A 20,076-nucleotide genomic window follows, 5' to 3' on the forward strand; every position below is an offset into this window, starting at 1 on the left:
GCCAGGCCACACTGACGGCCCCGCGGTCCCGCGGGAAACCGGGAGGATCCCTGAACCGGCGGCGCGGAGCCCCTGAGATCCCTCAGGGTTCCGTCGTGGCGACCGTATGGATTCTGCCGGTTCCGCCGGCGCGCGGGCATCACACGAACGGCCCCCTCCCACCCCTGACTTTCGTCAGGGGGCGTCCGGCACCTCCGGCGGAGGAGGCGTGATCGGCGCGCCTGTACCGTCGCAGGGTGACGATTCCCCGGTCGGTCCGGCGGGACCTGCTGATCTGGGCGGTCCTGTGCGCTCCGCTGCTCGCGTCCCCTCCGTTCATCGCCTGGTGGGACGCCTCGGACGGCTGGGCGCGGGGGGTCTCGGCGGGCGCGGCGATCCTGGCGGGCGCGGTGCTCGCCCGCCGCCGGGCCCCGCTCGCCGCGGCGCTGGCGGTCCTGGCCGCGGGCTCGCTGGACCTCGGCTACGGGGTGGTCACCGTCCAGCTCTCGTGGATCGGCGAGTCGGTGAAGCTGGGCCCGCTGAACGGGTTCACCCTCGCGATCGCGGCCCTCAGCTTCCGGGTCGGCCGCCGGACGGCCCGTGCCCGCCCCGCCGCGCTGGCCTACACCGCGATCCTGGGCACGGGAGTCCTGTGCGCCCTGGCCGTCTCCTGCGGACCGGCGCCCGACCCCTCGATTTCCGGATTCTGGTTCCCCGCCCTGTCCGGCGTGCTGTTCAGCGCGGTCCTGCCCTGGTCGGTCGGCCTGCTGCTGCGCCAGCGCGCCGAGGCGCACGACCGGGAACGGCGCCTGGTGGCCGGTCAGGTCCGGCTCCGCGAGCGCAACCGGATCGCCCAGGACATGCACGATTCGATCGGCCACGACCTGGCACTGATCGCCCTGCGGGCCGCAGCCCTGGAGATGGCGCCCGACCTGGACGAACGGCACCGCCGGGCGGCGGGGGAGCTGCGGGCGGCGGCCGCCGACACCACCGAGCGCCTCCGCCGGGTCATCGGCGTCCTGCGTGAGGACGGCGAGGCGCCGCTGACCCCGGCGGCGGAGAGCGTCACCGGGATCGTGGACCGGGCGCGGGATTCGGGCATGCGGGTGGAACTGCGCGGTGAGGGCGGGCTCCGCGACCGCACGGCCTGCCGGATCGTCCAGGAGGCGCTGACCAACGTCGCCAAGCACGCGCCCGGCGCCCCGGTGACGGTCGAGGTGGTCACCGGGCCCGGCGGGATCGAGCTGACCGTGGCCAACCCCGCGCCGGGCGGTGCGACGGCCCCCGCCGTGCGGTCGCCCGGCGGCGGGCTGGGCCTGATGGGGCTGCGCGAGCGCGTACGGCTGGCGGGCGGCACGTTCGAGGCGGCCCCGCACGCGGGCGGCTTCCGGATCACCGCGCGGTTCCCCGGGGAGGACGCCGCCGCGGCACGCCCTCAGGAGGGGAACGCGGGGACGGACCTCCGCGAAGCGGACCTCGGAGAGCAGGAACGTCCGTGAGCGGAACGTCCGAGAGAAGAACGTCCGAGAGAAGAACGTCCGAGAGAAGAACGGAGCACGATGATCCGGGTGCTGCTGGCCGACGACGAGGCCATGATCCGGGCGGGGGTGCGGGCCATCCTGGCCGCCGATCCGGAGATCGAGGTGGTCGCCGAGGCGGGTGACGGGAGGGAGGCGGTCGACCTGGTGCTCGCCCACCGTCCGGCCGTCGCCCTGCTCGACATCCGGATGCCCCGCCTGGACGGCCTCGCGGCCGCCGCGGAGCTGCGCCGGGTCGCGCCGGAGACGGCCGTGCTGATGCTGACCACGTTCGGCGAGGACGAGTACATCGCCCGGGCGCTGAGCGAGGGTGCCGCGGGTTTCCTGCTCAAGGCGGGGGACCCGCGCGAGCTGCTGGCCGGGATCCGCGCCGCCGCGGAGGGCGCGGCCTACCTCTCGCCGCGGATCGCCCGCCGGGTCATCGCCGAGCTCACCGGCGGCCGGCTGACCCGGGCGGCGGCGGCCCGCGACCAGATCGCCGGGCTCACCCCGCGTGAGCGGGAGGTGCTGGCCCTGCTCGGGGCGGGCCTGTCCAACGCGCAGATCGCCCGCCGCCTCCACCTGGTGGAGGGGACCGTGAAGGCCCACGTGAGCGCGATCCTCACCCGGCTGGGCGCCCGCAACCGGGTGCAGGCGGCGATCCGGGCCTACGAGGCGGGGCTGCTCGACCAGGAGGCGGCCGGCTGACCGGACGGGCCGGGCCGGTCCGGGTGTTCAGGTGGTGAGGGCCGGGGGACCGGGGCCGGGCGGACCGGGCCGGTCCGGGTGTCAGGCGGAGGGGGCCGGGTCCTGCTGGAGCCGGTGCAGCACCCGGCGGAAGGCGTAGACGGAGACGGCCGCGGCCAGGCCCGTGATCACGGCGACCGTCGTGGTGCGGATCAACAGGTAGGGGCCGACCAGCAGCTGGCTGCCGACCGACTGCTGGATCAGCAGCCAGATGCTCACCGTGGAGTTGGCCAGCAGGACGAAGGCCCACAGCAGGGTGATCCGGGCGAAGAACCGGCGGACCCGCTCGTGCTTCAGCACCACCGCGGGCAGATGGACGTAGTCGAGCGTGAGCTTCTGCACCAGCGGCCGGCGGAGCCGCACCGAGGCGAGGAAGACCATGCTGAGGCAGATCGTGCCCAGCTCGGGCTGGAGGAAGTAGAACTGCGCCCCGCCGAACCAGATGCTGACCAGCACGCGCAGGGTGATCGCCAGGGAGGCGAGGTACATCGTCGCGGGCACCGGGACCCGCCGGACCAGCCGCCAGCCCACTCCCGCGTACACCCAGGTCATCGCCGCGGCCATCCCGCCGACCTCGCCGAGCAGGGCGAAGGCGGTGTAGAAGACGGCGAGGGGGGCGACGACGCCCTCCAGCAGGCGCGGCACCGCCTGCCGCAGGAGCGCGGTCAGACGGGGCAGGGTGACGGGCGGGTGGTTCATCACGCTCCACTGGACGGAGGAACGACGACGCTGGAGGACCGGCGTCTACCCCGGCAGACGATTGCCAGACATGCCGGGAATGTCGCATGGGCTTACGGGAGGGTCACTCCCTTGTGGATCGGCGACTCACGCTACCCGACCGCCGGGAGTGCAAAGGAGGCGATGAGGCAACCATGCCCGATGGGTGACGGTTCCGGAACCGGCGCTTTTCCGGAGGGGGCCGATACCGGCCGGGGATCGCCCGCGAGCCCGGCGGACGGCTCAGCGGAAGGGCCCGGCGGACGGTCCGGCGGCGGGTCAGGCTGCGGGTCGGGCGGACTCCCGGGCGGGTCAGCCGAGCGACGCGGTGGCCAGCCTCGCGCCGAAGCCGACGAACAAGACGCCCGCGACGGCGGTGAGGGTCGCGGCCAGCCGGCGGCGCCGGCGGAACTGCGCCGCGAGGTAGGTGCCGCCGAAGATCAGTGCGGTCAGGTACAGCATGCTGAAGACCTGCAGGATGGCACCGAGGACCAGGAACGACAGGGCGGGGCTGGAGTAGGCGGGGTCCACGAACTGGATGAAGAAGGAGATGAAGAAGAGGATCGCCTTCGGGTTCAGCAGGCTGACGACGAGCGCCCTGCGGAACGGGTCGGCGCCCCTCTCAGCCTCCGCCACCGCCTGCGCGGTCTCCTCGGCCTGCACGCTCTCCGGGGCCCGCCGAGACCGCCAGGCTCCGCGCAGCATCTGCAGGCCCATCCACGCCAGGTAGGCCGCGCCCGCGTACTTGACGACGGCGAACAGCAGCGGCGTCGTCTTGAGCACCGAGGCGGCCCCGGCCGCGGCGAGGGCCATCAGGACCGTGTCGCCCACGAACACCCCGGCCGCGCCGCGGTAACCCTGCGCCACCCCGTGCCGGGCGGCGGTGGCCAGCACGTACAGGGAGTTGGGGCCGGGCAGCAGGATGATGAAGAACGCACCGGCGACGTAGGTCCAGAGGTCGGTGATGCCGAAGAACATGTGGTGCTCCAGGGGGCGAAGCGGAAGGCATCATCACCGTACTCCCAGCTGGGTGCTTACCGGTCCGGCGGCCCGGGGTGACTCCACCCCCGCGAGCGCGGGCGGCGGCGTTTGGAACGCGCCTCGCTGGGGCGTTGAAAGCCGCGCCCTTTGGGTCTTGTGGAGGTCTGCTGTCAAGGCTACGATCGCCACAACTCTTAGGAAACTTTCCTAAAAAAAGAACCGAATGGGAGTCGCCGTGACCCGTTCGCATCCCCCGTAAACCCTGAATACCTGCGATAACCCGGATGGGAGAGCCGCAGTCCCCCGGCGCCCGGACGGCCGGACGGCCCGACCGTCCGATCCGACCGCGGCGGCCCCGGCCTCTGCGCGCCCTCCCGTCTTACTCGTCCTGACAAGTCTGGCAAACTCACGGACGCCGACGCCGTGACACCGGCCTGACGCCGCGACACCGGCACGACGTCGGCCCGACGCCGGCCGGGAGCCGCACGCCGGACGGATCGGCGGACTCCATCCGGACCGCCCCGCCCGTCACCCGGACCACGGCTCGCACCCGCCCTCCTGCATCCGCGGAGGCGAGCCCTCCCCGCCGTACGGCCCGCGCCCCGCCCCTCCCCGACCCCCGACCGGGGGGACTCCCGGCGGGGCGCAAGCCGTACGGCCACCCCCCACCGAACCACCGAGGTCATCGAGGTCAACGTGAGATTCCGCCTCATCACCCGATCCGCCGTCGCCCTGGCGGCGCTCCTGCTGGGCACGGCGGTCGCGCCACCGGCCCAGGCCGCCGAGCCCGCCGCGGTCACCGCCGCCTTCACGAAGACCGCCGACTGGGGCTCCGGCTTCCAGGGCGGATACACGATCAAGAACGGGACCTCCGCCACGATCAACTCGTGGAAGGTCGAGTTCGACCTCCCGGCGGGAGTGAACGTCGGCTCCTTCTGGGACGCCTCCCTGACCCGCAGCGGCCAGCACTTCACCTTCTCCAACCTCGGCTGGAACGGCACCCTGGCCCCCGGCGCCAGCGTGAGCTTCGGCTTCCTCGGCTCACCCGGCGGGGCCGCGGCCGTACCCGCGAACTGCAAGCTCAACGGCGCCGACTGCGGCGGCGGCGACGGCGGCGGCCCGACCGACCCCGTGCTGCCCGGCAGGCCCGGCACCCCGAGCGCGACCGGCGGCAGCAAGCGCATCGCCCTGACCTGGGGCAAGTCGTCCGGCACCGTGACCGGCTACCGCGTCTACGAGGGCGGCACCCGCAAGGCCGAGGTCACCGGGACCAGCGCCACGATCTCCGGCCTGGGCGACTGCGAGACGCACACCTACACCGTCAAGGCCTACAACGCCGAAGGCGAGTCGCCCGCCAGCGACGAGGCGACCGGCACCACCACCGGCTGCACGCCGAGCCCGCTGCCCAAGCACTTCCTCACCGGCTACTGGCACAACTTCGACAACGAGGCCGTCGAGCTCAGGCTCTCCGCGGTGCCGACCTCCTACGACCTGGTCGCGGTCTCCTTCGGCGAGGCCACCTCCACCCCCGGCGAGGTCACCTTCGCCGTCGACCCGGGCCTGTCGGCCTCCCTCGGCGGCTACACCGATGCCCAGCTCAAGGCCGACGTCAAGACCCTCCAGTCACGCGGACAGAAGGTCATCCTCTCCGTCGGCGGCGAGAAGGGCCGCGTGCAGGTGGCCAGCGCCGCCGCGGCGACCAGGTTCGCCGACACCGTCCACGCCATCATGCAGTCGTACGGCTTCGACGGCGTGGACATCGACCTGGAGAACGGCCTCAACGCCACCTACATGGGCCAGGCGCTGCGGGCGCTGCGCGCCAAGACCGGCCCCGACCTGATCATCACGATGGCCCCGCAGACCATCGACATGCAGTCGACCGGCGCGGAGTACTTCAAGCTCGCGCTGAACATCAAGGACATCCTCACCGTCGTCCACACCCAGTACTACAACTCCGGCGCCATGCTCGGCTGCGACCAGATGGCCGCCTACTCCCAGGGCACGGTCAACTTCCTCACCGCGCTGGCCTGCATCCAGCTGGAGAACGGCCTGCGCCCCGACCAGGTCGCCCTCGGCCTGCCCTCCGGGCCCGGCGCGGCCGGCGGCGGCATCGTCTCCCCGTCCGTGGTCAACCAGGCGCTGACCTGCCTGGCCACCCGGACCGGCTGCGGCAGCTTCGTCCCGCCGCGCGCCTACCCGGGGATCCGCGGCGCGATGACCTGGTCGATCAACTGGGACGCCTCGAACAACTGGAACTTCTCCAAGACCGTCAAGCCGCACCTCGCCACCCTCCCCTAGGAATGATCATGAGACTACGCCGTACGGCCGTCGCCGTACTCTCCGCCGTGGCAGTGACGTCCGCCGGGCTGACCGCCGCGGCCACCGCCGCCACCGCCGCCCCCCACGCGAGCGTCGTGTTCGCGGCCCCGGCCTGGCAGGCCTGGACGGCCTACGCCGTCGGCGCCCGGGTCAGCTACAACGGGTCCGAGTACGAGGCCGTCCAGGGCCACACCTCCCTGCCCGGCTGGGAGCCGCCGAACGTCCCGGCCCTGTGGAAGCTCGCCACCGGCGGCCCCACCACGCCGCCCGGCACGCCCGGCCAGCCCGGCGCCCCCTCGGTCACCGGCACCACGAACTCCGCCATCTCCCTGACCTGGGGCGCGTCGTCCGGCACCGTGACCGGCTACCGCGTCTACGAGGGCGGCGCCCAGAAGGCGCAGGTCACCGGGACCAGCGCCACGATCTCCGGACTGGGCACCTGCGAGACGCACACCTACACCGTCAAGGCCTACAACGCGCAGGGCGAGTCGGTCGCCAGCAGCCAGGTCACCGGGACCACCACCGGCTGCACCAACCCCGACCCGCCCGGCAAGCTGCCCGGCGCGCCGTACCTCTACATGGGCTGGGGCAACCCGCCGAGCCCGGCCACGGTGATGGACGCGACCGGCGTCAAGTCCTTCACGATGGCGTTCATCCTGGCCCAGAACGGCTGCAACCCGGCCTGGGACGGCCAGCGCCCGCTGACCGGCGGCACCGACGCCTCCGCGATCAACACGATCAAGTCCAAGGGCGGGAGCGTCGAGATCTCCTTCGGCGGCTGGAGCGGCAACAAGCTCGGCCCGAACTGCTCCACCCCGCAGGCCTTCGCCGGCGCGGTGCAGAAGGTCATCGACGCCCACGGCCCGGCGGTGGTCGACTTCGACATCGAGAACACCGACGAGTTCGAGAACTACACCGTCCAGGACCGCATCCTCAACGGCCTGAAGATCGTCCGGCAGAACAACCCGAACGTGAAGATCGTCGTCACCATCCCGACGTTCAAGACGGGCCTGAGCGCCGCGGGCATCCGGCTGGTCAACCAGGCCAAGGCGCTGAACGTCCCGATCGACAACTACACGATCATGCCGTTCAACTTCGGCGGCACCGACATGTACCAGGACACGGTCAACGCCTCCGAAGGGCTGAAGAGCTCGCTGAAGAGCGCGTTCGGCTGGAGCGACGCCGAAGCTTACGCGCACATGGGCATCTCCGGCATGAACGGCAAGTCCGATCAGGGAGAGACCACCACCCCGGCCACGTGGACCCGGATCCGCGACTGGGCCAAGTCCAAGGGCCTGACCAGGCTCTCCTTCTGGTCGACCAACCGCGACCGGGTCAACGGCGGCGGCGCCCCGCAGGCCGAGTGGGAGTTCACCAGGATCACCGCGGGCTTCTAGCCGGTACGGCCCGCGCCCCCGCCCCCCGGGGGGTGCGGGCCGTACACCTCCGACACCCCCCAGCAGAGCCTCGTGAGGCAGGTCATGAACCAACGATCGGCGCGGATGCGGCTGGCGGCGCTCGCCGTCCTGGCGCTGGGCGGAGCGACGCTCTCCGCCTCGCCCGCCCATGCCGCGAACATCACCACCAACCCCGGGTTCGAGGACGGGCTGGCCGGGTGGAGCTGTTCGGCGTCCTCGGGCGCGGCGGCGGTCTCCTCTCCGGTGCACGGCGGGTCCAAGGCCCTGCAGGCCACGCCCGCCGACGGCGACACCGCGCGCTGCCAGCAGACCGTCACCGTCGAACCCTCCTCGTCCTACACGCTGTCGGGGTGGGTCCGCGGCGGCTACGTGTTCCTCGGCGTGAGCGGCACCGGCACGACCGACACCAGCACCTGGGCCTCCTCTCCCTCCGCCTACACGCAGCTGACCCGGACCTTCACCACCGGCGCGTCGACCAGGTCGGTGACGATCCACGTCAACGGCTGGTACGGCCAGGGCGCCTACCAGGCCGACGACATCGTGCTGGACGGCCCGCCCGGACAGGGCCTCCCGGCCGTCCCCGCCATCCTGTCCGCCACGGGCACCGACACCGCCGCCACGGTGAAGTGGACCGCCGCCGAGCGGGCGACGGGCTACAACGTCTACCGCGACGGCGCCAAGGTGGCGTCGACCACGTCGACCACCCACACGGAGAACCTCCCGCCCGGCGCCTACGGCTACCAGGTGACCGCCCTCAACGCGGCGGGCGAGACGGCCAGGTCCGCGCAGGTCTCCGTCGTGGTCGGCGACGACAGCCCGCCGCCTCCGCCCGACCCGCCGTACGGCCTGACCGGTCAGGCGAGCGGTGAGACCGTCGAGCTGAAGTGGAAGCCCTCCGCTCACGGGTACGTGGAGGCGTACAACGTCTACCGCAACGGCGTCAAGGTGGGCACCGCCGCCCCCGGCACCGCCTCCCCCTCCTACACCGACCGGCCCGGCGGGGGGACCTTCACCTACCAGGTGAGCGCCTACAACTCGACCGGTGAATCGGGCAGGTCCAACCAGATCTCCGTCACCCTCGGCGACCCGCCGCCGGCCGGCCGCCTCCTGGTCGGCTACCTGCACGCCTCGTTCGCCAACGGCTCCGGCTACGTCCGGATGGCCGACGTGCCGGACGAGTGGGACATCATCAACCTCTCCTTCGGCGAACCGACCTCGGTGACCTCCGGCGACATCCGCTTCACCCGCTGCCCGGCCGCCGAGTGCCCGAACGTCGAGTCCGAGGCCGAGTTCACCGCCGCGATCAGGGCCAAGCAGGCCGCCGGGAAGAAGGTGCTCATCTCCATCGGCGGCCAGAACGGCCAGGTCCAGCTCACCACCGCCGCCGCCCGCGACGCGTTCGTGCGCTCGGTGAGCGCGATCATCGACAGGTACGGTCTCGACGGGCTGGACATCGACTTCGAGGGCCACTCCCTCTACCTCGACGCCGGCGACACCTCGCTGCGGGCCCCGACCACCCCGGTGATCGTCAACCTGATCGCCGCGCTCAAGGCGCTCAAGGCGAAGTACGGCGCGAAGTTCGTGCTGACCATGGCCCCGGAGACGTTCTTCGTCCAGCTCGGCCACCAGTTCTACGGCCCCGGCGCGAACGGCTCCGCCGACCGGCGGGCCGGGTCCTACCTGCCCGTCGTCCACGCGATGCGCGACGACCTGACGCTCCTGCACGTCCAGGACTACAACTCCGGCCCGATCATGGGCCTGGACGGGCAGTACCACACCATGGGCACGCACGACTTCCACGTGGCCATGACGGACATGCTGCTCGCGGGCTTCCCCATCGCGGGGAACCCGGCCAACGTCTTCCCCGCCCTGCGCCAGGACCAGGTCGCCATCGGCCTGCCCGCCGCGCCCTGGGCCGGGAACGGCTTCACCACGGTGGCCGAGGTGCACAAGGCCCTCGACTGCCTGACGAAGGGGGCGAACTGCGGGCCGTACCGGCCGAAGGCGACCTACCCGCGCCTGCGCGGCCTGATGACCTGGTCCATCAACTGGGACCGGTACAACGGCCACGAGTTCTCCCGCAGCCACCGGGCCTACCTCGACCGGCTCGGCTGACGATCTCCTCGCCGCCGGGGAAGACGGATCCCCGGCGGCGAGGCCCCACCCTCACTCTCCGTCACACTCCCGCCCCTCCGGTCACATGAAGCCACGACATCCCGGGTAATAGGGCCGCATGCCGGACGGAACACGCAGCGGCCAGACGCCGAACCTCATCCTCGCCACGGCCGCGTTCGCGGTCACCTTCTGGGCGTGGAACCTGATCGGGCCCCTGGCCAGGACCTACAGCGGGCAGCTCGGCCTGTCGCCGACCCAGACCTCCATGCTGGTCGCGATCCCCGTCCTGGTCGGCTCACTCGGCCGCATCCCCATGGGCATGCTCGCCGACCGCCTCGGCGGCCGCCTGATGTTCGCCGTCGTCTGCTTCGTCTCGATCATCCCGGTGCTCGGCGTCGGCTGGTCCGGCTCGTACGGCGCGCTGCTGCTGTGGGGCTTCCTGCTCGGCGTCGCCGGCACCTCCTTCGCCGTGGGCGTCCCGTTCGTCAACGCCTGGTACGAACCGGCCCGCAGGGGCTTCGCCACCGGCGTCTTCGGGGCCGGGATGGGCGGCACCGCGCTGTCGGCCTTCCTCACCCCGCGCCTGGTGGAGGCGGTCGGCCGAACCCAGACCCACCTGCTGATGGCCGCGGCCCTCGCGGTCACCGGTGCCGTGATGCTGCTCCTCAGCAGGGACTCGCCCGACTGGCGGCCGTCCACCGAGCCCGCGCTGCCCCGCATGCGCGACGCGATGCGGATCAGGGCGACCTGGCAGTGCGCCTTCCTGTACGCCGTCGCCTTCGGCGGGTTCGTCGCGTTCTCCACCTACCTGCCCACCCTGCTGCAGAGCGTGTACGCGTTCACGCAGACCGACGCGGGACTCCGCGCCGCCGGATTCTCCGTGGCCGCGGTGCTCGCCCGGCCGGTCGGCGGGATCCTGTCCGACCGGATCGGCCCGGTCAGGGTGCTGACCGCCTCCTTCGCGGGCACCGCGGTGATGGCGCTGGTCCTGGTGCTGGAACCGCCCCCGGAGATCCCCGCCGGGCTCACCTTCGTGCTGACGGCGTTCTTCCTCGGCCTCGGCACCGGCGGCGTGTTCGCCCTGGTAGCCAAGCTCGTCGAGCCCTCGCGGGTGGGCACCGTGACCGGCCTGGTGGGCGCCGCCGGAGGACTCGGCGGCTACTTCCCGCCGCTGGTCATGGGCGTGGTCTACTCCGCCTTCGGGGCCTACGCGGTCGGCTACGTCCTGCTCGCCGCGACCGCGCTGGCCGCCCTGGTCTACACCCGCAGGGCGTTCCCCGCCGCCGCCCGGCCCGGCGCGCGGACCTGACCGCACGGGACGCGCGAGCCTGGGAGACAGGTCTCGTTTCCCCGTCCGGGTGGTTGTCCGCTCCCCGGATCAGGCAGGCTAGGGGCCGCCATGGACAACGCAATTCTCACGGGGATCGTCCTCGTCACAGGTGTCGTGCTCGCCGTCGTCGCGCAGTGGAGGGGCTGGCGCCCGTCGCTGCCCGTCGTGCTGGCCGTCGGGGTCGGCTTCAGACTGCTCATCATGGCCGTCGCGGCCATGAGCGAGTGGCAGCCGGTCGACTTCGTCAACAGCTTCAAACCCGCCGGTGAGGCGGTCCTGAACGGGCAGGACCCGGTCCTGGGCAGCAAGGGCGGCTGGCACTTCCTGCCGACCATCCCGTACGTGTACGGCCTGCTGCTCTGGCTGGGCATCCCGTGGGAGTGGGGCGGCCGCCTGGTCACCGTGGTGGCCGACATCATCCTGATCCCCCTGGTCGGCAGGCTCGCCGGCGGATCCGTCGCCTCCCTGCGCGCCTTCCAGTACGCCTGCAACCCTCTGGCCATCCTGGTCGCCTCCGTGCACGGCCAGGTCGAGCCGGTCGCCCTGGTCTTCGGCGTCGCCGCCTTCGTCGTGGCCCGCGGTCCGGGCGACCCCGACCGGCCGGGCCTGCGCCACGACCCGGTCACCTACGTCCGGCAGGCCGTCGCCGCCCACGGGTTCGGCGGCGCCGTACGGCGGGCGAGGGAGTACGGCATCGGCCGCGCGCTGCGCCAGGGGACGGCCCGGGGGCTCACCCCGCGCGAGGGCGACCGGGCGGCGCTGCGCCGCGCCCTGTTCGCCGGACTGCTGATGGGACTGGCCCTGTGCGCCAAGAGCTGGCCGATCTGGCTGATCCCCGGCATGCTCCTGCTGCTGCCCACCGTCCGGGCCCGCGCCGTCGCGTTCGTGGCGACCGGCATCATGCCGGTCCTCTTCATCGTCACCGAACCCCTCCTGCTGAACGCCTCCCTGGACGAGATCGTCCAGGCCCTGCGCACGATCGGGGACATCCGCCCGATCGTCGGCGAGTGGGGCTACAGCGCGATCCTCGTCGGAGGCGACTGGACGCTCGACTCCGGGATCGCCACCTTCGGCACCCGGCTGATCTACGTCACGGTGCTGGTGACGGCCTTCCTGTGGCGCCGCGCCGATCCGGTGGACCTCACCACCGCCGTGCTGCTCGCCTTCATGGTCGTCACCCCCCGCCTCGGCGCGCAGTACCTCCTGTGGTTCATGCCGTTCCTCGTCGCGCGGCCCACGCCCAACCGCTTCTACTGGCCCGCGGTCATCGGCGTCTGCCTGTGGGCCGGGTACGGCTACCTCCCCATGACCCAGTCCTGGGAGATCTGGTCGACGCAGCACGCGGCGTGGGCCCAGGCCTCGGTGGCGCTGCTGCCGATCCTGGCCTACGCCATGCCCTGGGACCGCCGGGTCTCGGTCGCCTGCGTGCAGGGAGAGGCACCCGGCCGACCGGCCCCGCAGCCGTCCGACCGGACGGAAAACCCGGTGCGGACGCCGGGGTGACTTGTCACTCTTGTCGGCATGCAGGCAACGGTCACCGTCACCCCCGCGCAACTCCCCGGCGTGCTCCTGCACGTCGCCGTGGTGCGCCCCGTCTTCCTCTGGGGCGCCCCCGGCATCGGCAAGAGCTCCCTCGTCCGGGACTTCGCCGACGCGCTCGGGCTGGAGTGCGTGACCATGCTCGGCACCCAGCTCGCCCCCGAGGACCTCATCGGCGTGCCCGAGCTGGTCGGCGGTCGGAGCCGGTTCGCCCCGCCCGAGACCATCGCGCGGGACGAGCCGTACTGCCTGTTCCTCGACGAGCTCAACGCCTCCGCGCCCGAGGTGCAGAAGGCGTTCTACTCGCTCATCCTCGACCGGCGCATCGGCGCCTACGAACTGCCCGCCGGCTCCGTCGTCATCGGGGCGGGCAACCGGGCCACCGACAACGCGCTGGCCCGGCCGATGGCCTCGGCGCTGGTCAACCGCCTGGTCCACGTCCACCTGCGGGCCTCGGTCACCGACTGGCTCACCTGGGCCGCCGACAACGGCATCCACCCCTGGATCGTCGAGTACCTCACCCAGCGCCCCGACCACCTGTGGAGCGCCCCGCCCAAGACCGAGGAGCCGTTCTCCTCACCGCGGGCCTGGCACATGCTCTCCGACGTCATGCACTCCTACGGCGACGGCATCGACGACGACACCTTGGCCGTGCTGGCCTTCGGCACCCTCACCACCGCGCACGCGTCCGCCTTCCGCGCCTACGTCAAGACGGTCCGCCACGCCTACGACCTCGACGCCGTGCTCAAGGGCGACGTCCCCTGGCCCCGCGCCCCCGAGGAGCGCGACCTGCTGTACTTCCTGTCGGAGACCTTCCGCGCCCGCCTGATGAAGGAACTGCCCGCCGACAAGCGCGGCGCCTCCTCCCGCGGGCGTGACCTGGCGTTCCGGGCGAAGACGCTCCTGGTCGAGCTGGCCGAGATCTCCCTGGAGTGCGCCCAGCTCGTCATCGCCAACGACGCGAACGGAGCCCCGGCCCTGCCCACCTGGTTCCTCGTCGAGGTGGGCCGCGACCTGCCCCGCCTCGTCGCCGCGAGGAACTGATGCCCGGGCAGAAGGCCAAGGTCGATCCCTGGCGCCAGAAGGCGGAGCAGGGATGGCGGCTGACCACGGACCACCCGCTCTTCCGCGCCTACCGCTACCGGCTGCACGTCGCCCGGGAGGGCGAGCTCGCACCGGACACCTGGGGCGCGGTCTCGGCCGAGGGCAGGGTCCGCCACCACCCCAGGCGCCGGGCCGAACCCGAGGAGTGGGCGTGGGTCTTCGCCCACCTCCTGCTCCACCTCGGCTTCGGCCACGCCGACCCGCGCTCCGCCCTGCCCGGGGACATCGGGGAGAGGACCGGTGACCGCTGGGAGACGGCCTTCCTGCCCGACCCCGCCTACCGGGCCGCCTGCTGCCTGGCCGTCGACCGCTTCCTGCGCACCCTCAAGCTCGGCCGCTGCCCCGAACCGCTCCCGGCCGAGCTGCCCCACGAGGACGAGACCACGTTGTCGGAGCGGTGGCGCCGCCTCGGCCTGCCGGCCGAATACGAGCCGACCGGCCCGCCCGACTTCGTGATCGGGGACGAGGAGACGGCCAAGCAGATGGACTTCCAGCGGAACTTCGCGATCGGCGTCGCCGACACGGCCACCGCCGCGCTGGACCTCGCGGGCGCACCCCGCTCCACGGCGGACCGGCACGTCGACGGGCCGTGGGATGCGGCGCTGCGCTGGTTCGTCTCCTCCTACCCGCTGCTGGGCGCCCTCGCCGCCGGCATGAAGATCGTCGCCGACGTGGAGCTGGCCAGGGGCTGGGACATCTCGATCGCGGCGGTCAGCGCCGAGTCCGCCGAGATCTACGTGAATCCGCTCGTACGGATGTCGGTGGAGGAGTGGCGGTTCGTGCTGGCCCACGAGATGCTGCACGCCGCGCTCCGCCACGGCGAGCGCGTCGGCGGACGCGACCCCTACCTGTGGAACGTCGCGGCGGACTACGTCATCAACGGCTGGCTGGTGGAGATGGCCGTCGGCGAGATGCCCGAGGGCCTGCTGTACGACCAGTCGCTCGCCGGGCTGTCCGCCGAGGCCGTCTACGACCGGATCGCCGCGGACCTGCGCCGCCTGCGCAAGCTCGGCACCCTGCGCGGGCGCGGCCTCGGCGACGTGCTCGACCGCCCGCTCCCGCACCCCGGCGCGCCCGGCCGCCACATGGACCTCGACGAGTACTACCGCAACGCCCTGTGCACCGGGCTCGCCTACCACCACAACAGCGGCAGGGGACTGCTCCCCTCCGGCCTGGAGCAGGAGATCCGCGCCCTGGACCAGCCCCCGCTGCCCTGGGACGCCGCGCTGGCCCGCTGGTTCGACGAGCACGTCCCCTCCGCGGACCGGCACCGCTCCTACGCCCGCGCCTCCCGCCGCCAGGCCTCCAGCCCCGACATCCCCCGCCCCGGCTGGATCCGCCCCGAAGAGCTCGTACGGCGGGCGACCTTCGGCGTCGTCCTGGACACCTCCGGCTCGATGGACACCAGGCTCCTGGGCAAGGCCCTCGGCTCCATCGCCTCCTACGCCACGGCCCGCGACGTGCCGCGCGCCCGCGTGGTGTTCTGCGACGCCGCCGCCTACGACGCCGGATACCTCCCGGTGGAGGAGATCGCGAACCGGGTCCGGGTCTGCGGCCGGGGCGGCACCGTGCTGCAACCCGGAGTCAACCTGCTGGAACGGGCCGAGGACTTCCCACCCGCAGGCCCGATCCTGGTGATCACCGACGGGTGGTGCGACGTGCTCCGCATCCGGCGCGAGCACGCCTTCCTCATCCCCGAGGGCGCCCGCCTCCCCTTCGCCCCCCGCGGTCCGGTCTTCCGGATGAGGTGAGGCGGCGCCGGCCGGGGAATCCGGGGAAGCCGGGAAGGACACTCTTCCTTCGGCGCGGCCCCGGGCTCCGGCGGCCGGACCGGGTCCGGGTCCGCGCTCCGGGGCGGGACGCGGTCCGGAGCACGGTCCGAAGCGCGGTCCCGGACACGGCGGCTGCTAGGTTCCTGGAAATGTGAGGAACAACGTGGAAGTCCTGCGCTACACCGCCTTCACCCACGACCCCGCGGGCGGCAACCCCGCCGGGATCGTCCTGGACGCCGCCGGTCTGACGGCCGAGGAGATGCTCGCCGTCGCCGCCGAGGTGGGCTACTCCGAGACCGCCTTCCTGACCGAGCGCGACGACGAGAACCGCGTCTTCCGGGTCCGCTACTTCGCGCCCTCGGCGGAGGTCGACTTCTGCGGGCACGCCACGATCGCCACCGCGGTGGCCCTGGCCGAACGGCTCGGGACCGGTCCGCTGGCCTTCCGCACCAACGTCGGAGAGATCGCCGTGCAGACCGGCATCGAGGGAGAGGCGCTGCTCGCCACCCTCACCAGCGTGCCCACCCGCTCCGCGCCGGTGGCCGAGGACGCGCTGGACGAGGCGCTCGCCGCGCTGCGCTGGTCCCGCGACGAGCTGGACAAGGCGTTCCCGCCGCACGTCTCCTTCGGCGGGGTCAGCCACCTCATGCTCGCCGCCGCCTCCCGCGAGCGGCTGGCGGACCTCCACTACGACTTCGAGGCGCTGCGGTCGGTCATGACCCGCCACGGCTGGACGACCGTGAACCTCTTCTGGCGGGAGAGCGACAGGCGCTACCACGCGCGCGACCCGTTCCCGGTGGGCGGTGTGGTCGAGGACCCGGCGACCGGGGCCGCGGCGGCCGCCTTCGGCGGCTACCTCAGGGCCCTGGAGGACGGAGTGAAGGAGTTCACGGTCATCCAGGGGGTGGACATGGGACGGCCCAGCGAGCTGAAGGTCTCGATCGCCGAGCCCGACGGCCGCACCCGGGTGAGCGGCGGCGCTGTCGCGATGGAGATCCCCTGACCGTCCGGCCTCCGGCCTCCGGTCTCCCGGTCTGCTTCCGGATTCCGGCCGTCTGGCCTCCGGCCTCCCGGCTTGCCTCTGGACTCTGACCATCGGGTCCCCGCCGCCCGGCCGTCTGGCCCCCGGTCTCCCGGATCGCCGATCCGCGGAGCGGGCAGGGCGGCGCGCGTCCGATTCCTGCAAGACGCCCGGCGGCGGCCGGGCGTACGGTCGGGGCATGAAGACGCTGACGAACGACGCCCTGGCCGCGGCCAGGCGCTACCTGCTGCTCAACGCCCGGCTGATCGACCGGCTGAGGTGCGAGAGGCTGCTCGACGGCGGACCGGTGGACCGGGCGCTGGCCGTACTGCGGGGCTACCAGAACGCCGACGGCGGGTTCGGCAACGCCCTGGAGCCCGACCTGCGCGGTCCGGAGAGCCAGCCCGAGCCGGTCGAGGTGGCGTTCTGGATCCTCGACGAGCTGGACGCGTTCGACGACCCGATGGTGATCCGGGCCTGCGACCACCTGCTGACGGTCACCGCGCCCGACGGAGGGGTGCCGTTCGTGCTGCCGAGCGTGCGCACCTCGCCCCGCGCGCCCTGGTGGGAGACCCCCGACGACCCGCCCGGCTCCCTGGTGCCGACCGCCTCCATCGCGGGCCTGCTGCACAAGCACAAGATCGAGCACCCGTGGCTCGGCCCGGCGACCGAGTTCACCTGGGCGGCCATCGGCGGGACGAGCGAGCTCCAGCCCTACACCGCCCGCGCGATCCTGCACTTCCTGGAGCACGCCCCGGACCGCGACCGTGCCCACGACGAGTTCGCACGGCTCCGCGAGGCGATCCTGGCCACCGTCTCCCTCGACCCGGCGGCGGAGGGCGAGGCCCACTTCCCGCTGGACTTCGTTCCCGAGCCCGGCACCCTCCCGCTCTTCGGCGAGGAGGTGCTGGAGGCGCACCTGGACGCGCTGATCGACCAGCAGGGCGAGGACGGCGGCTGGGCGCCGAACTTCCCGATGTGGACGCCGGTCGTCGCCCACGAGTGGGGCGGGTTCCTCACCGTGTCGCGGCTGAGGACGCTCAAGGCCTACGGCCGGCTGACGAGCTGACGCAGGGGCACGCCGGCCAGCCGCCGCACCTCGTTGGACATGTGCGACTGGTCGGCGTAGCCGCTGGCCAGCGCCACCTCGGCCAGCCCGGCCCCGCGCCGGGCCAGCCGGACCGCCCGCTGGAACCGGACGACCCGCTGCAACGTCTTGGGACCGTACCCGAACGCCCGCACGCACCGCCGGTGCAGCTGCCGCTCGCTGAGCCCGAGATCCCGGGCGACCTCCCCGACGCTCCGCCCGGTCCGCAGCGCCTCGGCGACCACCGGCGCGGCCGGGTCCGGCCCTGGCGTCGCACGCAGCCGTACGGCCAGCGACTCCTGGACGGCCCCGAGGACGCCGCGGACGTCTCCGTCGCCCGCGGTCCCGGCGGCTGCGATCGCGGCGGACACGGCCTCGGCGTCCAGTCCCGGCAGTCCGCCGAGGTCGGTCAGCGGCACCCGCAGGTCCCGCAGGGCCTCGACCGGCACTCCGAGCGCCTCGCCCACCGCGCCCGGCCGGAACCGGATCCCGGTGTAGCGGTCGCCCGGGGACATGGCGACCGGCATCGGCCCGGTGTCGGGCCCGGCCACGTGCGGCCCGCGCGGGCCCCAGACCAGGTCGACGCATCCGTCCGGCACGACCAGCCCGGTGCCGCCGGACGCCGTGACGCGCGTCCAGACGCAGACGAGCCGGTCGGCGAGGACGGGGTCGGGGGCCCACTCGCGGTACATGGCATCAGGGTACGGCGGAGGCCCCGGGGGGAGGCGCGGTTCCCGGTTCCGCGGGCGGGGCGGACCCGTCACCGGAGGAGGCGCGATCGCGTTCCCCCTCGGCAGGGAGCTCTCCGGAGACGAGCGCCGCGGCCCACCCGCCGCGCGGATCGCCGTCGATGAGCACGGCGCGGACCAGCAGGCTGAGCGGGATGGCCAGCAGGGCGCCGAGGGGGCCGAGCACGAAGGCCCAGACGATGAGGGACAGGAACGTCACGGTCGTGGACAGGCCGACCGCGTCGCCGAGGAACTTGGGCTGGACGAGCGACTGGACCACGAAGTTGATCGCGATGTAGGCGGCGATCACCAGGAGCATCGTCTCGAATCCGCCCTCCAGCAGGCCGAGCAGGGCGGGAGGGATGAGCCCGATGACGAAGCCGATGTTCGGGATGTAGTTGGTGATCAGGGCGAGGACGCCCCACAGGAGGGGGAGCGGGACGCCCAGCGCCCAGAGCGCGGCGGCGTCCAGCGCGGCGCAGACGAGGCCGAAGACCGTGGAGACGACCAGGTAGCGGCGGGTCTTGTGGGCGAAGTCGTCGAGCGCCGCGACGAGCTTCGGCCGGGAGGCCCGGCCGTGGGCGAGGACCTTGGAGAAGGAGCGCGCGTCCAGGCACATGGCGAGCAGCAGGACCACGATGAGGACCAGGCCGGAGAAGGCGCCGAGCAGTCCGGAGGCGAACCCCTGCACGAAGGTGAAGACCTTGCCCGGGTCGAACGACCTGATCGCCTGGTCGATCTGCTTTCCGCCGATCCCCAGCCGGGCGGCGAAATCCCGCAGTTGGGCGACGATCTCACCGAACTGGTCGCCGTAGGTGGGGGCCAGACCGGCCAGCTGCGCGACGGAGAGGGTGAGGACGGCCATCATGCCGAGCAGCACGACCAGCACGATGGCCAGCGGGACCGCGACCTGCAGCCAGCCGGGGGCGCCGCGCGCGTCGAGCCGGGTCCTGACGGGGGAGACCGCCATGACGAGCACCAGCGCGAGGAGTACGGGGCCGAGGATGGAGCCGACCGCCTTGACGCCGGCCAGCGTGACCACGGCGCCCGCCGTGCAGAGCAGCAAGACCAGTGGCCGGGGGAGCACTCGTTGATCTGTCACGTCCGGTACCTACCCAGGGGGCGGAGAACACGTCTCGGCCGGGGAAGCGGCTGATTTGACGGGGGTGCGGGCCGTACATATAGTTCACAGGCCCGAGGGGGTCGGCGGAGATCGCCGAGGACCTCGGAAACCCCCTCTGATCAGCTTCTTCGGTGGGACGCGTGCGTCCCGGCGAAATCCGGTTCGACACGAACGGGATGTCGAGGTAAGTTAGAGGGGTTGCCCCGGAAACGGGGTGGTTCCGGTCGGACCGGGATCGGACGAATCGGGTCGGATTGACACGAAACGGACGATACGGTAAGATGGGAACGCAACGAAGTGGAACGCCCCGCGAGAGTGGCCTCACGGTCCGCTCGGACGGAGAACGCGTCCGTTTCTTGAGAACTCAACAGTGTGCTAAAAGCCAGTGCATGATGCACAACCCCGTCCCACCCGATCCCTGAGGGTCGGGAGGACGGATTCCTTTGGTTGGATCATCCATCATGGATGCTTTCAGCCGGGATGGGAACTGTTCAGACATTGTTTGGAGAGTTTGATCCTGGCTCAGGACGAACGCTGGCGGCGTGCTTAACACATGCAAGTCGAGCGGAAAGGCCCTTC

General features: G+C 72.5%; 15 protein-coding genes and 1 rRNA gene (1 of these 16 running past the window's edge). 12 read left to right on the forward strand and 4 right to left on the reverse strand.

The window, feature by feature from the left end:
* Positions 1–236: 236 nt before the first annotated feature.
* Both HS048_RS38800 and HS048_RS11720 read left to right on the forward strand, forming a co-directional pair.
* Entirely contained in the window at positions 237–1,478 is a 1,242-nt protein-coding gene (locus tag HS048_RS38800; protein ID WP_068895155.1) for a sensor histidine kinase, read from the forward strand.
* Positions 1,479–1,538: 60 nt separating this feature from the next.
* The gene (locus HS048_RS11720) at positions 1,539–2,204 is read left to right on the forward strand and encodes a response regulator transcription factor (protein WP_068895157.1); all 666 of its coding nucleotides are present in this window, start codon (positions 1,539–1,541) and stop codon (positions 2,202–2,204) included.
* 81 nt (positions 2,205–2,285) lie between these two features.
* On the opposite strand, the gene HS048_RS11725 is transcribed toward HS048_RS11720, so the two are convergent.
* Together HS048_RS11725 and leuE are read right to left on the reverse strand one after the other, a co-directional pair.
* On the reverse strand, positions 2,286–2,942 hold the full coding sequence (locus tag HS048_RS11725) for a VC0807 family protein (protein WP_068895159.1): 657 nt from the start codon (positions 2,940–2,942) through the stop codon (positions 2,286–2,288).
* 330 nt (positions 2,943–3,272) lie between these two features.
* Positions 3,273–3,938, reverse strand: a complete 666-nt coding sequence (gene leuE / locus HS048_RS11730; protein ID WP_068895161.1) for a leucine efflux protein LeuE — start codon at positions 3,936–3,938, stop codon at positions 3,273–3,275.
* Positions 3,939–4,637: 699 nt separating this feature from the next.
* Here leuE and HS048_RS11735 point away from each other — a divergent pair.
* The 9 genes from HS048_RS11735 to HS048_RS11775 all read left to right on the forward strand — a co-directional run bounded on the left by HS048_RS11735 (position 4,638) and on the right by HS048_RS11775 (position 17,628).
* Complete coding sequence (locus tag HS048_RS11735; protein WP_196466952.1) at positions 4,638–6,239, forward strand: chitinase; 1,602 nt, start codon at positions 4,638–4,640, stop codon at positions 6,237–6,239.
* Between the two features lie 8 nt (positions 6,240–6,247).
* Complete coding sequence (locus HS048_RS11740) at positions 6,248–7,657, forward strand: carbohydrate-binding protein (RefSeq protein WP_196466953.1); 1,410 nt, start codon at positions 6,248–6,250, stop codon at positions 7,655–7,657.
* Positions 7,658–7,741: 84 nt separating this feature from the next.
* Positions 7,742–9,793: a carbohydrate binding domain-containing protein gene (locus HS048_RS11745; RefSeq protein ID WP_230880810.1), complete on the forward strand. Its 2,052-nt coding sequence runs from the start codon at positions 7,742–7,744 to the stop codon at positions 9,791–9,793.
* 118 nt (positions 9,794–9,911) lie between these two features.
* Complete coding sequence (locus HS048_RS11750) at positions 9,912–11,102, forward strand: nitrate/nitrite transporter (RefSeq protein ID WP_196466954.1); 1,191 nt, start codon at positions 9,912–9,914, stop codon at positions 11,100–11,102.
* A 90-nt stretch (positions 11,103–11,192) separates the two neighbouring features.
* The gene (locus tag HS048_RS11755; RefSeq protein ID WP_196466955.1) at positions 11,193–12,626 is read left to right on the forward strand and encodes a hypothetical protein; all 1,434 of its coding nucleotides are present in this window, start codon (positions 11,193–11,195) and stop codon (positions 12,624–12,626) included.
* A gap of 18 nt (positions 12,627–12,644) precedes the next feature.
* A complete protein-coding gene (locus HS048_RS11760) occupies positions 12,645–13,706 on the forward strand; it encodes an AAA family ATPase (protein ID WP_196466956.1) in 1,062 nt (353 codons plus the stop codon).
* Positions 13,706–15,517, forward strand: a complete 1,812-nt coding sequence (locus HS048_RS11765; protein ID WP_196466957.1) for a hypothetical protein — start codon at positions 13,706–13,708, stop codon at positions 15,515–15,517. Before HS048_RS11760 ends, HS048_RS11765 begins: the two co-directional genes overlap by 1 nt.
* Before the next feature lie 184 nt (positions 15,518–15,701).
* Positions 15,702–16,541, forward strand: coding sequence for a PhzF family phenazine biosynthesis isomerase (locus HS048_RS11770; RefSeq protein WP_307832433.1), 840 nt, complete (start codon positions 15,702–15,704; stop codon positions 16,539–16,541).
* Between the two features lie 217 nt (positions 16,542–16,758).
* A complete protein-coding gene (locus tag HS048_RS11775; protein WP_196466959.1) occupies positions 16,759–17,628 on the forward strand; it encodes a hypothetical protein in 870 nt (289 codons plus the stop codon).
* On the opposite strand, the gene HS048_RS11780 is transcribed toward HS048_RS11775, so the two are convergent.
* A complete protein-coding gene (locus tag HS048_RS11780) occupies positions 17,607–18,338 on the reverse strand; it encodes a helix-turn-helix transcriptional regulator (RefSeq protein ID WP_196466960.1) in 732 nt (243 codons plus the stop codon). The two genes, HS048_RS11775 and HS048_RS11780, sit on opposite strands and share 22 nt — an antisense overlap.
* 4 nt (positions 18,339–18,342) lie before the next feature.
* The gene (locus HS048_RS11785; protein ID WP_196466961.1) at positions 18,343–19,476 is read right to left on the reverse strand and encodes an AI-2E family transporter; all 1,134 of its coding nucleotides are present in this window, start codon (positions 19,474–19,476) and stop codon (positions 18,343–18,345) included.
* A gap of 520 nt (positions 19,477–19,996) precedes the next feature.
* Between HS048_RS11785 and HS048_RS11790 the strand changes: the two genes are divergently transcribed.
* Positions 19,997–20,076: ribosomal RNA gene (locus HS048_RS11790) — 16S ribosomal RNA — on the forward strand (it continues 1,444 nt past the right edge of the window).

This window comes from Planomonospora sp. ID91781 (assembly GCF_015711595.1).
In the GTDB taxonomy this organism is placed as follows: domain Bacteria; phylum Actinomycetota; class Actinomycetes; order Streptosporangiales; family Streptosporangiaceae; genus Planomonospora; species Planomonospora parontospora.